This is a genomic window from Methylobacter sp. BBA5.1, assembly GCF_000746145.1.
GTDB lineage: Bacteria > Pseudomonadota > Gammaproteobacteria > Methylococcales > Methylomonadaceae > Methylobacter > Methylobacter marinus.
This window is the reverse complement of sequence record NZ_KN050816.1, coordinates 15,264-31,421: the sequence shown is the minus strand read 5'-3', so window position 1 is coordinate 31,421 and position 16,158 is coordinate 15,264. Positions and strand designations below refer to the sequence as shown.

Below are 16,158 nucleotides of genomic sequence, written 5' to 3'. Positions count from 1 at the left end.
GCGGAGAAAGCAGCGGCCGAGAAAGCGGCGGCAAAGAAGGCGGCAGCCGAGAAAGCGGCGGCAAAGAAAGCAGCAGCGGAGAAAGCAGCAGCGGAGAAAGCAGCGGCCGAAAAAGCGGCAGCAGAGAGGGCTGCGGCAGAAAAGGCGGAGGCGGAAAGAATTGCAGCGGCTAAGGCGGCGGCAGAGCAGGCGGAAATTGCAAAAGCAAAAGCTGCCGTGGAAGCGGCCAGAGCTAAAGCCGATGCTCAATCCCAGGCTTTAATGGCGGCAAAAGATGCCATTCAGAAAAAAGTCAATAGAAGCTGGATTCGTTCGCCTTCTGCTACAACCGGAATAAAATGCACTATTCAAGTCAGGTTGACTTCCGGAGGGAAAGTCATCGGTGAGCCGGTTATCATTGCATCGAGTGGCGATCAGTATTTTGATAATTCCGCAGTCAACGCGGTTTTAAAAGCTCAGCCGCTGCCCGTGCCTACGGATAAAGAATTGTTTAGCAAAGAATTTAGATCGTTTAAATTTGTGTTTGAACCAAAATGATAAATTTATGCTTCTAATCCGACGGTTTTTCTGGATATAAGCAGCTGGAAATGCGTTGCCAGAGGCAGGTGCCGCGAAGCTTTCAACCGGTTTTTTGAGTCAAGTGTCAGAGGAAATAATGTGAGTTTTTTTAGAAGAATGTTGTTAGTCGGCCTGATTGGTTTTTATGCGCCCGTGAACCACGCTGAAATGAGTATTGAAATTACCGAAGGCATCGAGAGCGCAATGCCTATTGCCGTGGTTCCTTTCGGTTTTCAAGGGTCAACCGGCATGCCCGTCAATATTGGCTCTATCGTGAACTCGGACTTGGGGCGCAGCGGTTACTTCAAAACGCTGGATGAACAGAATATGCTGAGCAGGCCAAGCACGGCGGAAGCGGTCAGATTTAACGAGTGGCAGGCCTTAGGCCAGAATTATCTGGTGATCGGGCAGGTAACCGAACAGGCTGGACAATACAATATTCAGTTTCAGGTATTCGATGTCTATAAAGGCACCCAGGTGCTGGGCTATCGCATGACCTCACCGGCCTCTGAATTGCGCCGAACAGCACACCATATCAGCGATATTATTTTTGAAAAGCTGACCGGTAACAAAGGGATCTTTAGCGGCCGGATCATTTATATCACCAGCCAGTCACAAGGCAACAAGCAGCGTATACACCAATTACAAGTCGCTGATGTCGACGGGTTTAATCCCCAAACTATCGCGTCATCGCCTGAGCCGCTGATGTCGCCGGCCTGGTCGCCTGACGGCAGACAAGTGGCCTATGTCTCGTTTGAGAGAAAAACGGCGGCGATTTATGTGCAGACGCTGGCGACAGGTGAACGGCAAAAAGTGGCCGAGTTCCCCGGCATCAATGGCGCGCCGGCCTGGTCGCCCGACGGGCAGAAACTGGCTCTCACCCTGTCCAAGGACGGCAACCCCGATATTTATGTGTTAAATCTGTCCACGCGCTCATTAACCAAGCTGACTCAAAGCTACGCGATCGATACCGAGCCGACCTGGTCGCCCGACGGCAGCCATATCGTTTTTACATCGGATAGAGGCGGCAAGCCTCAACTGTATATCATGCCCAGCACGGGCGGCCAGGAAAAAAGGCTGACGTTTACCGGCGATTACAATGCAGGCGCCAGTTTTTCACCTGACGGTAAAAATTTAGCCATGGTGCATGGCAACCGCGGCGATTATCGTATCGCCGTAATGGATATGGCGACCCGTACCGTAAACGTATTGACGGAAGGGCGCCTGGATGAATCCCCCAGTTTTGCCCCGAACGGCAGTTTGATATTGTATGCTTCACGAAAAGGCGGTGTGGGTTACTTATCGGCTGTATCAATCGATGGTAAAATGCAGCAAAAGTTGGTTTTTGATAGCAGTGAAGTGCGTGAACCGGCATGGTCCCCCTAGAGTTGTTGGCTGTAAACTGTTTTTTTGAGTAAAATTAATCACTTATTTTTGGAAATTAAAGATGAAATTGAATAGAACAATATTGGCATTGGCAATCAGTGCAACCATCTTGACAGCTTGTGGCACAACTGATGAAGAGGAACTCGGCCTGACTGACGGCAGCCAAAGCAACGCGGCCGGTATCAACGACGCCTCGACCAGCGGCTTCAATAATGGTTCCGGCTTCTCCGGTTCGGAAATGGGGGGCGGTTTTGGCAGCGCAGGCGGCTTGGGACCTGAATTTAGCGATCCGAGTAACCCGCTATCAAAACAAACCATTTATTTCATGCTGGACAGCAGTCAAGTCCAACAGGATTTTGTGCCGGTCATTGCCGCGCACTCGCAATATTTGCTTGCCAATCCCGGGCAGCGCATCGTGCTGGAAGGCCATGGTGATGAGCGCGGTTCTCGCGAATACAACATCGCATTGGGTGAACAGCGGGCAAAATCGGTCGCCAGCATGATGAAAGTGCAGGGCGTCAGTGACAGCCAGCTGGAAATTGTCAGTTACGGTGAAGAAAAACCGGCCGCATTCGGGCATGATGAATCATCCTGGGAACTGAATCGTCGTGTTGAACTGGTTTATCAAGGCAACTAAATGAAAACGCGTTTACTCATGCTGCTGTGCGCCTGCATCACGACTGCTAACGCAGAGCCGAGATCACTGCCGCCGGTTGTTGATTACTCAACCTATCCCGCCGGGACGGCCAATCCCGGCGCAATCCCGGCTAATGCCGTTTATGAGCTAATGGGACGCCTGGATCGATTGCAAACCGAAGTGCAGCAGCTGACAGGCAAAGTGGAAGAGCAGGCTCATCAGATTGCAGAGCTGAAAAAAAGTCAGAACACCATGTATTCCGACTTTGATGAGCGCCTGCACAGCATCGAGAGTAATACGACTGGTAGTGTTCCAGCGGATGTTGAAGCCCCGCTGGAGCAGGAAAGCGCCGTTGACCCGGCCGCTAATACGGCCGAGCCAGCTGCGCCAGCGGTAAGCGCGCCCGCGCCCGCCGTGCAGCAACCGGCTGCGCCCCAGGCTTCGGATGCTGAAAAACAACAATACCAGCAAGCGTATGAAGCCTTAAGAAGAGGGCATACCAATCAATCAATCACGGAATTCAATAACTTCATCAGCCAGTACCCTAACGGCACATATGCCAGCAATGCCCAGTACTGGCTAGGCGAGGCGTATAAAGTCAACCAGGACATCGATGCGGCACGCAAGGCTTTTAACGCGGTTATCCAGAATTACCCAAGCAGTGCCAAAGTGCCTGACGCGTTATTGAAGCTGGGATATATTGAATTTGATCAGAAAAACTGGGCCAAAGCGCGTGATTATTTAACCCGCATTACTAGCGATTACCCCAGCTCAACTGCAGCTTATCTGGCAAAAAAGAAATTGCTGCAGATTGAAGTTGCCAAGCCTTAGATTGTGAGTTCATTACGCATAACCGAAATTTTCCATTCGCTACAAGGTGAGTCGAATACCGTAGGACTGCCCACGGTTTTTATTCGGCTTACCGGTTGCCCGTTAAGATGCGTCTATTGCGATACCGCCTATGCCTTCACCGGCGGCACGAAAACAGAGATCGATGCCATTATCGATCAGGTTGAGCAATACGCGACCCGCCATGTGACCGTCACGGGCGGAGAACCGCTGGCCCAGCCCTCGTGCCTGGAATTAATGACAAGACTGCTCGACAAGGGCTATGTCGTCTCGCTGGAAACCAGCGGCGCGTTGGACGTGTCTGGCGTTGATCCGCGCGTGAGCAAAGTCATGGATCTAAAAACGCCCAGCTCGGGCGAATTAGGCAAAAATCGCTACCAAAACATCGACTACCTGACACCTAACGATCAGGTCAAGTTCGTGATCGGCAATGACGAAGACTATGAATGGTCGAAAGCGATCCTGGCCGAACATAATCTGCCAGGCCGCTGCGAAATCCTGTTTTCGCCGACCATGGGGCAGCAGAATCCGACCGAACTGGCCGAAAAGATCCTGCGCGACAGGCTGCCTGTTCGCTTTCAAGTACAACTCCATAAAATACTTTGGGATGATGCCCGGGGTAAATAAACTGAAATGTCAAAAAAAGCCGTTATCCTGCTGTCAGGCGGATTAGATTCAATTACCGTACTCGCCCTTGCCAAACAGCAGGGGTTTAAATGTTATGCCTTAAGTTTCGATTACGGCCAGCGGCATAATGCCGAGCTGAAAGCGGCCGCGCGGATAGCGACTGACTACGGCGTTGAAGAGCATAAAGTCATCAATATCGGTTTAAGCTCAATTGGCGGATCGGCTCTTACCGATGAACATATCGCCGTGCCCGATACGGCCCAGGAAGGCATTCCGGTCACTTACGTGCCGGCCAGAAACACCATCTTTCTGTCTTTCGCGCTGGGCTGGGCGGAAGTGTTGAACGCCCACGACATCTTTATCGGCGTCAACGCCGTCGACTATTCCGGCTATCCCGACTGTCGGCCTGAATTTATCAAGGCATTCCAGCACCTGGCGAATCTGGCCACCAAAGCGGGCGTGGAAGGTGAGCATTTTACAATCCATACGCCGTTGATCTCACTCAGCAAAGCCGAAATCATCAAACTGGGCACCGAACTGGGCGTGGATTACAATCGCACGGTTTCCTGTTATTCCGCTGATGAGCAAGGCCGCGCATGCGGTGTATGCGACGCCTGCCGTCTAAGAAAAACCGGATTTACCGAAGCCGGAATAGCAGATCCAACCCAATATCAAAAATAAATTAAAAAAAGGTTGCAAGAACCGAATTAATCTTTATAATGAGCATTCTTTGTTGAGGGTCGTTAGCTCAGCCGGTAGAGCACCGCACTTTTAATGCGATGGTCGTGCGTTCGAATCGCACACGACCCACCAACAAAACTCAAGCAAGTCAAGGGCTTAGAAGGAGATCAAGCCTTAGTAACTGTGTACTAAAACCATCGACTACAGTGATTTTATAGGTAGTCTTGTTTTTTTAATCTCAAGAATGAGAATACACAGATGCTCAATTTTCACATCATCAAAGTTGGCCTCAAGAACGGGGAAACCCGTTACCGCACCATTCTTACCAAATCTGGCAAGGGCATTAAAACTAAAACCTTCCGACGTAAACAGGATGCTCGTATTTGGGGTAATCGCGCCGTTTTGGAATCCCAGGAATATATTGCCAAGGGTATTAAGCCCTGCACCATCAAGTTCAGTCGTTTAGCGGATGAATACATGCGCTGGTGGACCGGCAAAGACCATGATCGGGCCAGATTGGTCTTATGGTGGGAAAAACGCTTAGGCAAATACCTCTTAAGCGATATTACCCCCGAATTGATCCGTGATACCCTTAAGCCGAAAAAGTCACAAGCCCCAGCCACCTACAATAAGCATCTGGCTGTCTTATCAGCCATTCTGGACTACGCCACCTTGCTGCAAGAGGATGACAGTATTCTGGAGCAATATATTGATGACAATCCCTGTAAGCGCGTCCGTTCACTCAAGGTCGACAACAAGATCGTCCGTTACCTTTCTGATGAAGAAAAGCCCCGGCTACTGAAAGCGGCTAAAGCCATTGGCGGCAAGTTCTATCTGAAAGTTTTGATGGCGCTGACTACCGGCATGCGCAAGGGTGAATTGGATCGGTTATGCTGGCAGGATATCGACTTTGACAAAGGACTGGCGCTGTTAGCCGATACCAAGAACGGCACGCCCCGTCACACGCCAATCCCCAGCGTTATTATGGATGAACTCAAAAAACACCGGGAAATAGGCAGTAGCCTATTGTTTCCATCCAGCACCGATCCCAACAAACCATTCGATTATAAAAAACAGTGGACCAATTGTCTGAAAGCCGCGAACATTAAAAATTTTCGTTGGCATGACATGCGGCACGACGTAGCCAGCACCTTGGCGCGTGATGGTAAAACGCTAAAAGAGATTGCCGAAATTCTTGGGCATAAATCTTTAGTCAGTACCGACCGCTATGCTCATTTATCGACAGAGCATAAATCGCAAGTATTGAATGACACAATGAATAGGGCGATAAGCCTATAGTCTAGTTTAGCCAGCTTAGGACGGGCATTCGAAAAGTGGAATCATTAACCGCTTCGTTGGCTTCCTTATCTTAATAATTTGCACTTTAATGGAGTTGCTAATGCCAGATTGTGATGAAAATTATAAACCTGAAGTATGTCATGCCGCCCTGGATCAAGCTTATCAAACAAAACAATATCATGATTTTATATGGGACTTAATTGAAGAAATACCCATAATAACTCTCTGGGATGCATGTTTTGGATTTGCAAGAGTATTGGCTTATTCAGGCTCTGTTCCTGAATGCATTAAGGATGCTGACTTAGACTCATTGTATCAGCTAAGCAAACCGAATATCTCAGATTCAGAACTATTGAAGCCAATACAAGAATGGCTATCTGACCAGTTGATTAAAAGTATATGTAAAAAAGAGATCGAGCCAAGTCTTGTAGGAAGATTTGTTGATGGTGCGATTGATCCAAAGCGAACTTTTGTTGATAGTAGTCAAATAACAGACTGGTTAGTTTGTAGAGGAATTAATATTGAAGAGGGCTCTGGCTATGAATTATTTACCTGGGAAGCAGCTAGTTATACAGAATTTATATATCAAGCAATTTTGAGAGCTTCACAACTTTTGGCATCAAAAGCGTACGATCCGGATTTTGAAATTTCGAATAATGATACGAGAGAAAATGATTATTTGTTTTTTGAAAATGCTCGTTTGAGATTGCAAATTGAGCAATTACCCAAACAATCTCAATTTACGAAAAAAAAGACTCATGCTAATGCAGAAAGATTTGCTAAAAATCGTGAGCAAGTTTTAGGTGCGGCACTAAATGTAATCAGTCATTGGCCTGAGCAGTGTCAGAATGGCGCAGGAAAATATGAAGCAACTAAAATAGCAAAGATGATAGACGAAAAATCGCTGATGTTTTGGCCCCAAACAGGCGAACCTCCTTTAAGTCTGGATAAAATGGAGCGAGAAATAAGCAAATGGATAAATAGTACTGTTAAGTAGAAATTAGTTCCCGTTCAGTATAATCTAGCCCACGAAATAATACGTTAACGCTGGATTACTATAGCCTCACATTTTTAAACAACGTGTGAGGCTTTCAAATGTCACAAAACGAACCCGCTTCAACTGCAAGCGCTTCATTAGGCGAATATTGTCCTAAAAATAAATTTTCCCAACATCCAGATAATCCGCTGAAAGAGTCAGAGTTTAACTGGCTATTCAAGAATCGCGACTATAACGGCTTTGCTAAAGCGTTCGTAAAAGTCACTTCAAGAAATTTTCTAGTCCATATTCCAACTTTTGTTCAGTGCTTAGCTGATCGTAGAGGCGCGTAATTCGGCATGAATCCGCATCTATGCAATCGGCTACCGATTCGGAAAATCGGGCACAGATAGCCGGTATCGCATACGAAATGCGGATAGATTGCAGAGTTTACGCGGCTTGTACCAGACAACTACAGTGAATTTATATAAAGACAGTGTCAGTGTTCAAATCAACGCTGGTTTTTATAGTCGCTTTGAACATCTCAACGCTATTTTTATCGCATAGAAGAAATATGATTAAAAATAATAAAACCGCCGAGTGTGAGGACATCCAAACGGCTCAAAAAATTATTTGTAGTTCACATTTAAATCAAATTGTCCTGGCACTGAGAGCAGCTTGTTATCGGCTGATGGCCTGGGTGAGTATGGTGGGAGGATCTTTATTTTGAAGGCCCTTTCATCAAGAATCCATCAGATACTGGGACAACTGGAGCATGTCAGGCAAACCGGACCAGGCAAGTGGCTGGCACGGTGTCCCGCTCATGATGACCGTTCCCCATCATTGGCCATACGAGAAGCAAATGATCGGATTCTGATTCATTGCTTTGCCGGTTGCGATGTAGCTGAGATATTGCAGGCCATCGGTCTGGATATGGCGGATCTGTTTCCGGAGCGCGTGAATGATCGTTATGGGCAAAAGTCCAGCCTGCCGAAATTCAGCGCCTATGAATTATTTCCGCTGTTAGTGCAGGAGGCCACCATTTTGGCATTAGCTTGGAGCGATGCCATGAGCAAACGGGCTTTATCCGATGCCGATTATCAACGCGTCAAACAAGCCTACCAGTGCGTGATGCGTCTTCAGATGGAGGTATCCAAATGACGCTGCATGACAGATTAAACGAACTAGGCATTGCTGATCCTTTCGCAGATTGGCCTAATCCTCAACCTTTGACTGAAAAAATACAGGCGCTTGATTATCCGTTAGATGCCTTGCCTGATACGATTCGGGGAGCCGTGGAAGAGGTGCTGGGCTTTACCAAGGCACCGGTACCTCTGGTGGCTTCATCAGCCTTGGCATCGCTGTCCGTGGCGGCTCAGGCGCATGTTGATATACAGCGTGCTGAAAAACTGACTGGCCCTGCCAGTTTGTTCTTGCTGACTATTGCCGATTCCGGTGAGCGTAAGTCAACCTGTGATGGCTTTTTCAGTCAGCCTATCCATGCTTACCAGCAGGAGCAGTCAGAACTGGCTAAGCCGCTATTGAAAGACCAAGCTGCAGCGCTATCGGCCTGGAATGCCGAACGAGAAGGCTTATTATCGGCCATCAAAGATGCCGGTAAAAAAGGTAAGTCAGCGGCTGATCTGCGCGATACCTTGGCCCAGCTGGAATACGATAAACCTGAGCCGCTGCGTGTTCCTAAGCTAATTCATGGTGATGAAACGCCTGAACATTTGGCATATATGCTGGCCAGAGAGTGGCCATCGGGAGGCATTTTATCCAGCGAGGCTGGGGTGGTGTTTGGCGCGCATGGTATGGGCAAGGATACCATTATGCGCAATCTGGGGCTGCTGAATATTCTTTGGGATGGCGGCTCATTATCGGTAGGGCGACGAACTTCAGAATCCTTTACCGTACAAGGGGCACGATTGACCGTGGCGTTACAGGTGCAGGAAGCGACCTTGCGCAGCTTCTTTGATCGCTCGGGCGGACTGGCACGCGGGACAGGCTTTTTGGCCCGGTTTCTGGTGGCTTGGCCGTCATCGACGCAAGGTTATCGTCCGTTTACGGAAGCACCGAAAGATTGGCCAAAACTGGCAGCGTATCGCCAGCGACTGACCGAGATTCTCAATACCCAAGCGCCTCTTGATGAGGAAGGAACATTGAAGCCTATACTGCTCACTTTTACACCAGAGGCAAAGTTCGACTGGATCAACTTTCATGATGCCCTGGAAAGAGAATTGCGCAGTGGTGGTGAACTCTACGACGTGCGCGATGTGGCCAGCAAGAGTGCTGATAATGCGGCACGATTGGCAGCTTTGTTTCATGTGTTTGAATATGGATTGGAAGGAACTGTTGGTTCTGATTCGTTTGCGTGTGCCAGTCGCATTGTCGCTTGGCATTTGCATGAAGCACGACGTTTCTTTGGTGAATTGGCCTTGCCAGCGGAAGTGGCTAATGCCGTACGTTTGGACAATTGGCTGCTGGCTTACTGTCAGGGGCGACAAACTGACTTCATTTCACGGCGTGATCTGCAAAGGTTGGGGCCGGTACGCGATAAAGACCCGTTGAGCAAAGCTCTGAAAGAATTGGAGGAGCTAGGGCGCGTGCGCGAAGTACAGGAAGGTCGTCGGAAAGAGCTTCGGATCAATCCGCAGTTGTTGGGGGAGGCTGTGGCATGATCTTATCGGCCCTGATCCAAAAAGATGGTTTACGGAAACTTGCGACATTGACACTTGCGACACCTGCGACAAACGAACCATTAATGGAGGAAAGTGTCGCGAACGTCGCAACTGTCGCTGTCGCAAATTCTGATAATGAAGCACTGGTACTGGTTGATGTTCCGCCTAGCCAATTCTCTCGATCTGCTTTAGCGCTACGAGCCGATGAGGTGCGGTTTATGGATGATCGACGGCATTGTTCAGCGTGCGCCAATCTATCGGCAGGTCGTTGTCTAGCAGCTTGGCGCGGTGAAATACAGGCGGCTAGGCATTATCGACCAATAGATGACTTGCCGCGGCGCTGTGAAGGTTATATGCCAAAAGCCAACGAGTCTGATCAACGTATCGGTAAACAACGCTGGCCAGGGTTAGCCAGTTTGGCCGAAAGACAGAATAATATGATTGAAGCCCAGTATCAGAGGACCCAGTAATGACATCTAAAAAAACCGCGGCTAAAAAAGCTGCCAAATCAGCATCGACCCAAACTGCCAACGATACCTTGAAGATAAAGCAGGAGGGCGACAAGAGCAAAGAACGACTGCTGACAGAACTCGGAATATTGCCCATCGCCGGTAATATGGTAACCGCTAACACTTTTGCCAAAGGCACAGTAGGTGAGCTTAACTTGACTGAATCCTTTGCCGTGATGAAGGAAGAGGTGAAAAAAGTACAGGAGGGTGATATGTCAAATGTAGAGGCTACTTTAGCAGCCCAGGCGGTAACATTGGACAAAATCTTCATCGAGATGGCGCGCCGAGCGGCCATGAATATGGGCGAGTACTTGCCGGCGATGGAAGCATACATGAAATTGGCGTTAAAGGCTCAAACTCAGTGCCGGACTACATTGCAAACGCTGGCCGAGATAAAGAATCCGCAGCCGGTGGCCTTCGTGAAACAGGCCAACATTGCCCATGGTCCGCAACAGGTCAATAACGGTGTTGCGCCTCGCGCGGAAAATTTTAACAATTCATCAAACGAACTATTGGAGGTCAACAATGGCAAACGGCTGGACACCCGAACGACGAGCACGACAAGCGGCGCTGATCAAGACCTGGAAGCCGTGGCAGCAGTCAACCGGGCCAAAAACAGAAAAAGGCAAGGCGGCTAGCGCAAATAATTCAATTAAGCACGGGATGCGTTCTCGTAAATGGTTAGAAACAATGAAATTGTTAAATGACTATTTACGTCAGTGCCGGGAATGGAAGGAAAAATAGTATGTAAAATATGAGTGTGAAGCGGCGCGGAAAATTTGCCGATAAAGGTCATACAAATTGATTATTAAAATGATTAGTACTTTGTTTTTTAAATACTTAATTATTATTGATGGGATTTTAATATGGATGCTAAAGCTAGCAAATATTCGGCGCTGTTTTACAATCGCAAGTTAAGCCACTAACAAAAAAATATCTTTGTTTTTGAAAGTAGCAATTAATCAGCAATTATTTAAACAAATATGAAAAAATAATATAGTAGTTCTGATTAATGTAATTTCTAAAGCAAGAGAAAATAGTTTGTGCAATTTGATGTTTGCCCGATAAGCTTAAATTTCAGTATCAAAACAACCCCAAATTGCATCATTTAAATAGTATGATGCTCTACCATTATCGCAATGTCCCTGATTGGCAAAATTCAGACTGAATGGAACTGATTAAGAATAAAAAACAGTGTGAGAGGGTTTCACTCTGAAGCTTGCTAACAACAAATCCCTGCATTTATTGAAAACAATTAGGCCGGGCTCAGTATTCATTGGAAAAGTAGTAAATGACTCAAAGAACCAACAACCTCGCGGCCTATATCTGGACCCTGGCCGATTTATTACGTGGTGATTTTAGACAAAGCCAATATGGACGTATCATCCTGCCGTTTACCCTGTTACGCAGGCTTGAATGTGTATTGGAAGATAGCAAGGAGAAGGTGCTGGAGGAACATGAAAAAGTTCTGAAAATGAACTTGCCGGAAGAAGCTCAGGAAAAATTGTTACTGCGCGCCACCGGTGGCTTATCATTCTTTAATACCTCAAAAATGGATCTTTCCAAACTGGGTGAGTCCAGCATCAAAAACAATCTGGAATCCTATATTCAGGGTTTCTCTAAAGATGCTCGCGAGATTTTTGAGCACTTTAAGTTTGCCGAGTTTATCGGTCAGCTGAATGATTCCAACCTGCTCTACAAAATCGTGCAAAAGGTGAGGCAATCGGATTTAAGCCCCAAGGCCATTTCCAATCATGAGATGGGGTTGGTGTTTGAAGAGCTGATACGCCGATTTGCTGAAAGCTCCAATGATACCGCCGGAGAACACTTTACCCCGCGTGATATTGTCCGCCTGACCACTTCACTGGTGTTTATGGAAGATGATGATGCCTTAACCAAGCCAGGCATTATCCGCACCATCTATGATCCTACCGCAGGAACGGGCGGCTTTCTTTCTTCGGGCATGGAATATGTGCATGAGTTAAACCCGCAGGCAGTCATGCGCGCTTTTGGCCAGGAACTCAACCCAGAGAGTTATGCCATCTGTAAAGCCGACATGCTGATCAAAGGCCAGGACGTCAGCAATATCAAGCTGGGCAACACTCTGTCGAATGATCAACTCTACGCCAATAAATTCGATTACATGCTTTCCAATCCACCGTTTGGCGTCGACTGGAAAAAGATTGAGCAGGACATTAAAGACGAACACACCCTTAAAGGTTTTGATGGTCGTTTTGGGCCCGGCCTACCCAGAGTCTCCGACGGATCATTGTTATTCCTGCTGCACCTGATCAGCAAGCTGCGCGATGCATCGGGAGGAGGTGCTCGTATTGGTATTATCCTGAACGGCTCACCGCTGTTTACCGGTGGCGCGGGTTCCGGTGAATCAGAAATCCGCCGTTACATTCTCGAAGCTGACTTGCTGGAAGCCATTGTCGCGCTACCTACCGATATGTTCTACAACACCGGCATTGCTACTTATGTTTGGGTGCTGTCCAATAAAAAAGATCCGCAACGCAAAGGCAAGGTGCAACTGATTAATGGCGTCAACCTGTGTGGCAAGATGCGTAAGTCTTTAGGCTCCAAACGCAATGTCATGGATGAAAACGACATCGCCACCATTACCCGTACCTTTGGTTATTTTGAAGCGGTTGATGCCCATGAATTGGATAAACCTGCTGAGCAAAGAAGCAATCGCGGTCGCCAACCAGACAATTCAAAAGCTGAAGCAGCTAAAACCTTTGCCAGCAAAATTTTCAATACCTATGAATTTGGCTATCGGCGTATCACGATCGAGCGTCCTCTGCGCCTGTCGTACCAGTTCAGCGATGAACGCATCGCTGAATGCCGCTTTGCTTCCGGTCCTTTAAACGCAGCCATGAAATGGACATATAACGAGTACGGCACGAACTGGTCAGATGATGAAGGCTGCAAGCTGTATGGCGATTTGACAGAACATGAAGAGTCCATTCGCAACTACATCAAGGCTCACTTTGCCGAGCTAAAAGAAAAGCAAATTAAAGACCTGCTTGATCAAAAAACCTGGCTTGACCAGAGACAAGTCCTGCTGAAAGCCAGACAACTGCAACAGGTCATTGGCGCAGCGCAATATGATGATATGAATGGCTTTGAAGATGCCGTAAAAGCTGCCTGTAAAGAACAAGCTATTACCTTAGATGCCAAAGAGAAAAAACAGATAACGGATGCAGTGAGCTGGAAAAACCCAACTGCCGAAAAAGTCATCAAAAAAGTGCATAAAGGCAAAGCCAATCCGATTTATGGGCTGTTTGAAGTCAACGGTCAGGTGCTGGAATACCAGGCTGATGGTGATCTGCGCGATAATGAAAACGTCTCCCTTGATCCTTCCAAGTCAGTTAATGAAATTAACGAAGCTTACTTTGCCAAAGAAGTACAACCGCATGTGCCTGATGCCTGGATAGATGCCAGCAAAAAAGACGACAAGGATCAGGAGATTGGCATTGTCGGTTATGAAATCCCATTTAACCGGCATTTCTATCAGTATCAGCCGCCACGAGATTTGGCCGAGATTGATGCTGATCTTGATATGGTTTCAGCCGAGATTATGAAGTTGCTGCAAGAGGTGCATTCATAATGGTAGGGAAATATCAGGCGTATCCAGAATATAAGCCAGCGCACTTAGGATGGCTGAATCAAATACCAACTCATTGGGGAGTTAAACGGTTAAAGTATCTTGGTGAAGCGATAATTGGCTTAACATATTCACCGGATGAAGTGGTTGATGAAGGTGAAGGGATTTTGGTGCTTAGATCGTCAAATGTTCAAGATAAAAAGTTAACATTTGATGATAATGTTTTCGTTAATAAGAAAGTTCCTCAAAAATTGATAGCTCAAAAGGGTGATATATTGATTTGTGCTAGAAATGGTAGTCGCGCATTAATTGGAAAAAATGCTCAAATTGACGAATGTGCCGTAGCTATGACTTTCGGTGCGTTCATGTCAATTTTCAGAAGCCCATACAATGACTATTTATCTAAGGTTTTTAATTCACCTTTGTTTGAATACCAATCCGGCTCTTTTCTTACAGCAACTATTAATCAGCTAACAACTGGGAATTTAAATAGCTTTGAGGTCCCGTTACCACCTGAAACTGAAAGAAAGCAAATCGTCAGCTTCCTCGACCACGAAACCGCCAAAATCGATGTCCTGATCGAAAAACAACAGCAGCTGATTCAACTGCTCAAGGAAAAACGCCAGGCAGTCATTAGCCATGCGGTGACCAAAGGTTTAAATCCTAATGCCCCAATGCGCGATTCAGGTGTTAAGTGGTTGGGTGATGTGCCGGAGCATTGGTGCACTATTCCTTTAAAATATGTTGCAAAGATTAAGTATGGGATAGGAGAGCCTCCAGAATATCAAGAAAATGGTACACCCTTGATAAGAGCGACAAATATTCGGTCGGGCAAAGTATCAGCTGAAAATTTAGTTTTGGTTAATCCAGTCGACATTCCTATCAGCCGCATTGTGTGGCTGAAAAGAGGCGATATTATCGTTGTCAGGAGTGGTGCGGGTACTGGTGACTCATCGATTATTCCAAAAGAGTATGAAGGAAGTATCGCTGGATTCGACATGGTTGTTACGCCAGAAAAATGTCTCTCTACGTTTTTAGGGTATGCTCTTTTAAGCAATTACATTAGAAATGATCAAATTGATCTAGAAAAGACAAGAGCAGCTCAGCCACATTTAAACGCTGAAGAACTGGGAGATTGTTTTGTTCTAATTCCACCTATGGTGGAGCAAATAGAAATCGTTGAACATATAGAGCGTAAACTAACGAAATTTGATCTTTTAGTTCAAAAAGCAGAGGAGGCTGTAGTAATAATTAATGAGCGTCGCACAGCCTTAATCTCCGCTGCCGTTTCCGGTAAAATCGATGTAAGACATCGGAAGGAACCATTAAATAAAGCCAATATGGAAACTATGGAAACAACGCTATGAGCGATATTAAACTTTTTTCGTTAGGTGATCAGCACGTTATAGAGCTAGTAGGCAGTGCAGCAGCTTTAGAGAAACATCTTCAGCAACAAATCGAGAAAAATATGGATGTTTTTCTGGGAGTACGTTTCCTAGCTACTGAAAAAAGTACGGGACATAATCATAGAGGACGTATTGATTCGCTTGGGATAGATGAAAACAACTGTCCCGTCATTATCGAATACAAGCGCCACAGTAATGAAAATGTGATCAATCAAGGATTATTTTATTTAAACTGGTTGTTAGATCATAAGGCAGAATTTCAATGGCTAGTGATGGAAAAGTTAGGGAAAGATATTGCAGAAAATATCGAATGGGGTGAAGCTCGGTTACTCTGCATAGCCTCCGATTTCACTCATTATGATGAGCATGCAATTCAGCAAATTAATCGGAATATTGAGCTTATACGCTATCGTTATTTTGGCCAGGATCTGTTATTGCTCGAGTTAATTAATGCCCAAAGTGCAAAGCCTAATTCATCCAAAGATAAGCCTCTGGTTACCGCGGTACCGGTAAATGATGTATCAGTAAATGTAGCTAAACGCGTCAGTACGGATAAAACTCAATCAGAACGCTTGGCAGAAGCCTCTCCAGAGCTGGTTCTTCTTTTTGATGAGCTGTGTAGTTTTGTTGAACAATTGGGCGATGAGGTACAGCGTAAAGATCTAAAACTCTACACGGCCTTTAAAAAGATAAAGAATTTCGTCTCCATTGTTGTTATGCCGCAGAGAGACCCAAGATTGCAGATCTATCTAAAACTTCCTGGTGAGAAGGCAGAAGAAAATAGCTTTTCTCGTGATGTAACGAAGATAGGTCACTGGGGTACGGGGGACTTAGAAGTATCTGTTCGTAACTTGGCCGATCTTGAAAAAGCTAAAGCCCTTATTATGGAAAGTTATGAGGCTAGCTGAAATAAAATCTACTGATGCCATTAAGAAAATT

16 protein-coding genes and 1 tRNA gene are annotated in these 16,158 nt (G+C 46.5%); all 17 read left to right on the top strand.

The window, feature by feature from the left end:
- Positions 1 to 537 (top strand): TonB family protein (locus EK22_RS21975; RefSeq protein ID WP_036254530.1); only part of this gene is annotated, 537 nt, incomplete at its 5' end.
- 138 nt (positions 538 to 675) lie between these two features.
- Positions 676 to 1,944: a Tol-Pal system beta propeller repeat protein TolB gene (gene tolB / locus EK22_RS21970; RefSeq protein ID WP_020159991.1), complete on the top strand. Its 1,269-nt coding sequence runs from the start codon at positions 676 to 678 to the stop codon at positions 1,942 to 1,944.
- Positions 1,945 to 2,005: 61 nt separating this feature from the next.
- Positions 2,006 to 2,581 (top strand): peptidoglycan-associated lipoprotein Pal, encoded by a 576-nt coding sequence (pal, locus tag EK22_RS21965; protein WP_020159992.1) that lies wholly within the window; start codon positions 2,006 to 2,008, stop codon positions 2,579 to 2,581.
- The gene (gene ybgF / locus EK22_RS21960) at positions 2,582 to 3,412 is read left to right on the top strand and encodes a tol-pal system protein YbgF (RefSeq protein WP_036254528.1); all 831 of its coding nucleotides are present in this window, start codon (positions 2,582 to 2,584) and stop codon (positions 3,410 to 3,412) included.
- The gene (gene queE, locus EK22_RS21955; RefSeq protein ID WP_200882650.1) at positions 3,413 to 4,057 is read left to right on the top strand and encodes a 7-carboxy-7-deazaguanine synthase QueE; all 645 of its coding nucleotides are present in this window, start codon (positions 3,413 to 3,415) and stop codon (positions 4,055 to 4,057) included. It abuts the gene before it with no gap.
- A gap of 6 nt (positions 4,058 to 4,063) precedes the next feature.
- Entirely contained in the window at positions 4,064 to 4,738 is a 675-nt protein-coding gene (gene queC / locus EK22_RS21950) for a 7-cyano-7-deazaguanine synthase QueC (RefSeq protein WP_036254525.1), read from the top strand.
- Positions 4,739 to 4,794: 56 nt separating this feature from the next.
- Positions 4,795 to 4,870 (top strand) — tRNA-Lys (locus EK22_RS21945).
- A 126-nt stretch (positions 4,871 to 4,996) separates the two neighbouring features.
- Positions 4,997 to 6,037 carry a tyrosine-type recombinase/integrase gene (locus EK22_RS21940; RefSeq protein ID WP_051962030.1) on the top strand — a complete coding sequence of 347 codons (1,041 nt, stop codon included), beginning with the start codon at positions 4,997 to 4,999 and terminating at the stop codon, positions 6,035 to 6,037.
- A 100-nt stretch (positions 6,038 to 6,137) separates the two neighbouring features.
- Positions 6,138 to 7,034, top strand: a complete 897-nt coding sequence (locus tag EK22_RS21935; RefSeq protein WP_152565198.1) for a hypothetical protein — start codon at positions 6,138 to 6,140, stop codon at positions 7,032 to 7,034.
- Positions 7,035 to 7,132: 98 nt separating this feature from the next.
- Positions 7,133 to 7,366, top strand: a complete 234-nt coding sequence (locus EK22_RS24520; RefSeq protein WP_152565197.1) for a hypothetical protein — start codon at positions 7,133 to 7,135, stop codon at positions 7,364 to 7,366.
- Positions 7,367 to 7,739: 373 nt separating this feature from the next.
- Complete coding sequence (locus EK22_RS24515) at positions 7,740 to 8,174, top strand: DNA primase (RefSeq protein ID WP_152565196.1); 435 nt, start codon at positions 7,740 to 7,742, stop codon at positions 8,172 to 8,174.
- Positions 8,171 to 9,694: a YfjI family protein gene (locus tag EK22_RS21925; protein WP_051962029.1), complete on the top strand. Its 1,524-nt coding sequence runs from the start codon at positions 8,171 to 8,173 to the stop codon at positions 9,692 to 9,694. Before EK22_RS24515 ends, EK22_RS21925 begins: the two co-directional genes overlap by 4 nt.
- On the top strand, positions 9,691 to 10,164 hold the full coding sequence (locus tag EK22_RS21920; RefSeq protein WP_036254519.1) for a hypothetical protein: 474 nt from the start codon (positions 9,691 to 9,693) through the stop codon (positions 10,162 to 10,164). The genes EK22_RS21925 and EK22_RS21920 overlap by 4 nt, the downstream gene beginning before the upstream one ends.
- Positions 10,164 to 10,841: a hypothetical protein gene (locus EK22_RS24800; protein WP_051962028.1), complete on the top strand. Its 678-nt coding sequence runs from the start codon at positions 10,164 to 10,166 to the stop codon at positions 10,839 to 10,841. Before EK22_RS21920 ends, EK22_RS24800 begins: the two co-directional genes overlap by 1 nt.
- 653 nt (positions 10,842 to 11,494) lie before the next feature.
- Entirely contained in the window at positions 11,495 to 13,816 is a 2,322-nt protein-coding gene (locus EK22_RS21910; RefSeq protein ID WP_036254517.1) for a type I restriction-modification system subunit M, read from the top strand.
- Complete coding sequence (locus EK22_RS23385; protein WP_051962027.1) at positions 13,816 to 15,180, top strand: restriction endonuclease subunit S; 1,365 nt, start codon at positions 13,816 to 13,818, stop codon at positions 15,178 to 15,180. The genes EK22_RS21910 and EK22_RS23385 overlap by 1 nt, the downstream gene beginning before the upstream one ends.
- Positions 15,177 to 16,127, top strand: a complete 951-nt coding sequence (locus EK22_RS21900; protein WP_036254515.1) for a DUF5655 domain-containing protein — start codon at positions 15,177 to 15,179, stop codon at positions 16,125 to 16,127. The genes EK22_RS23385 and EK22_RS21900 overlap by 4 nt, the downstream gene beginning before the upstream one ends.
- The last annotated feature ends 31 nt before the right edge of the window (positions 16,128 to 16,158 follow it).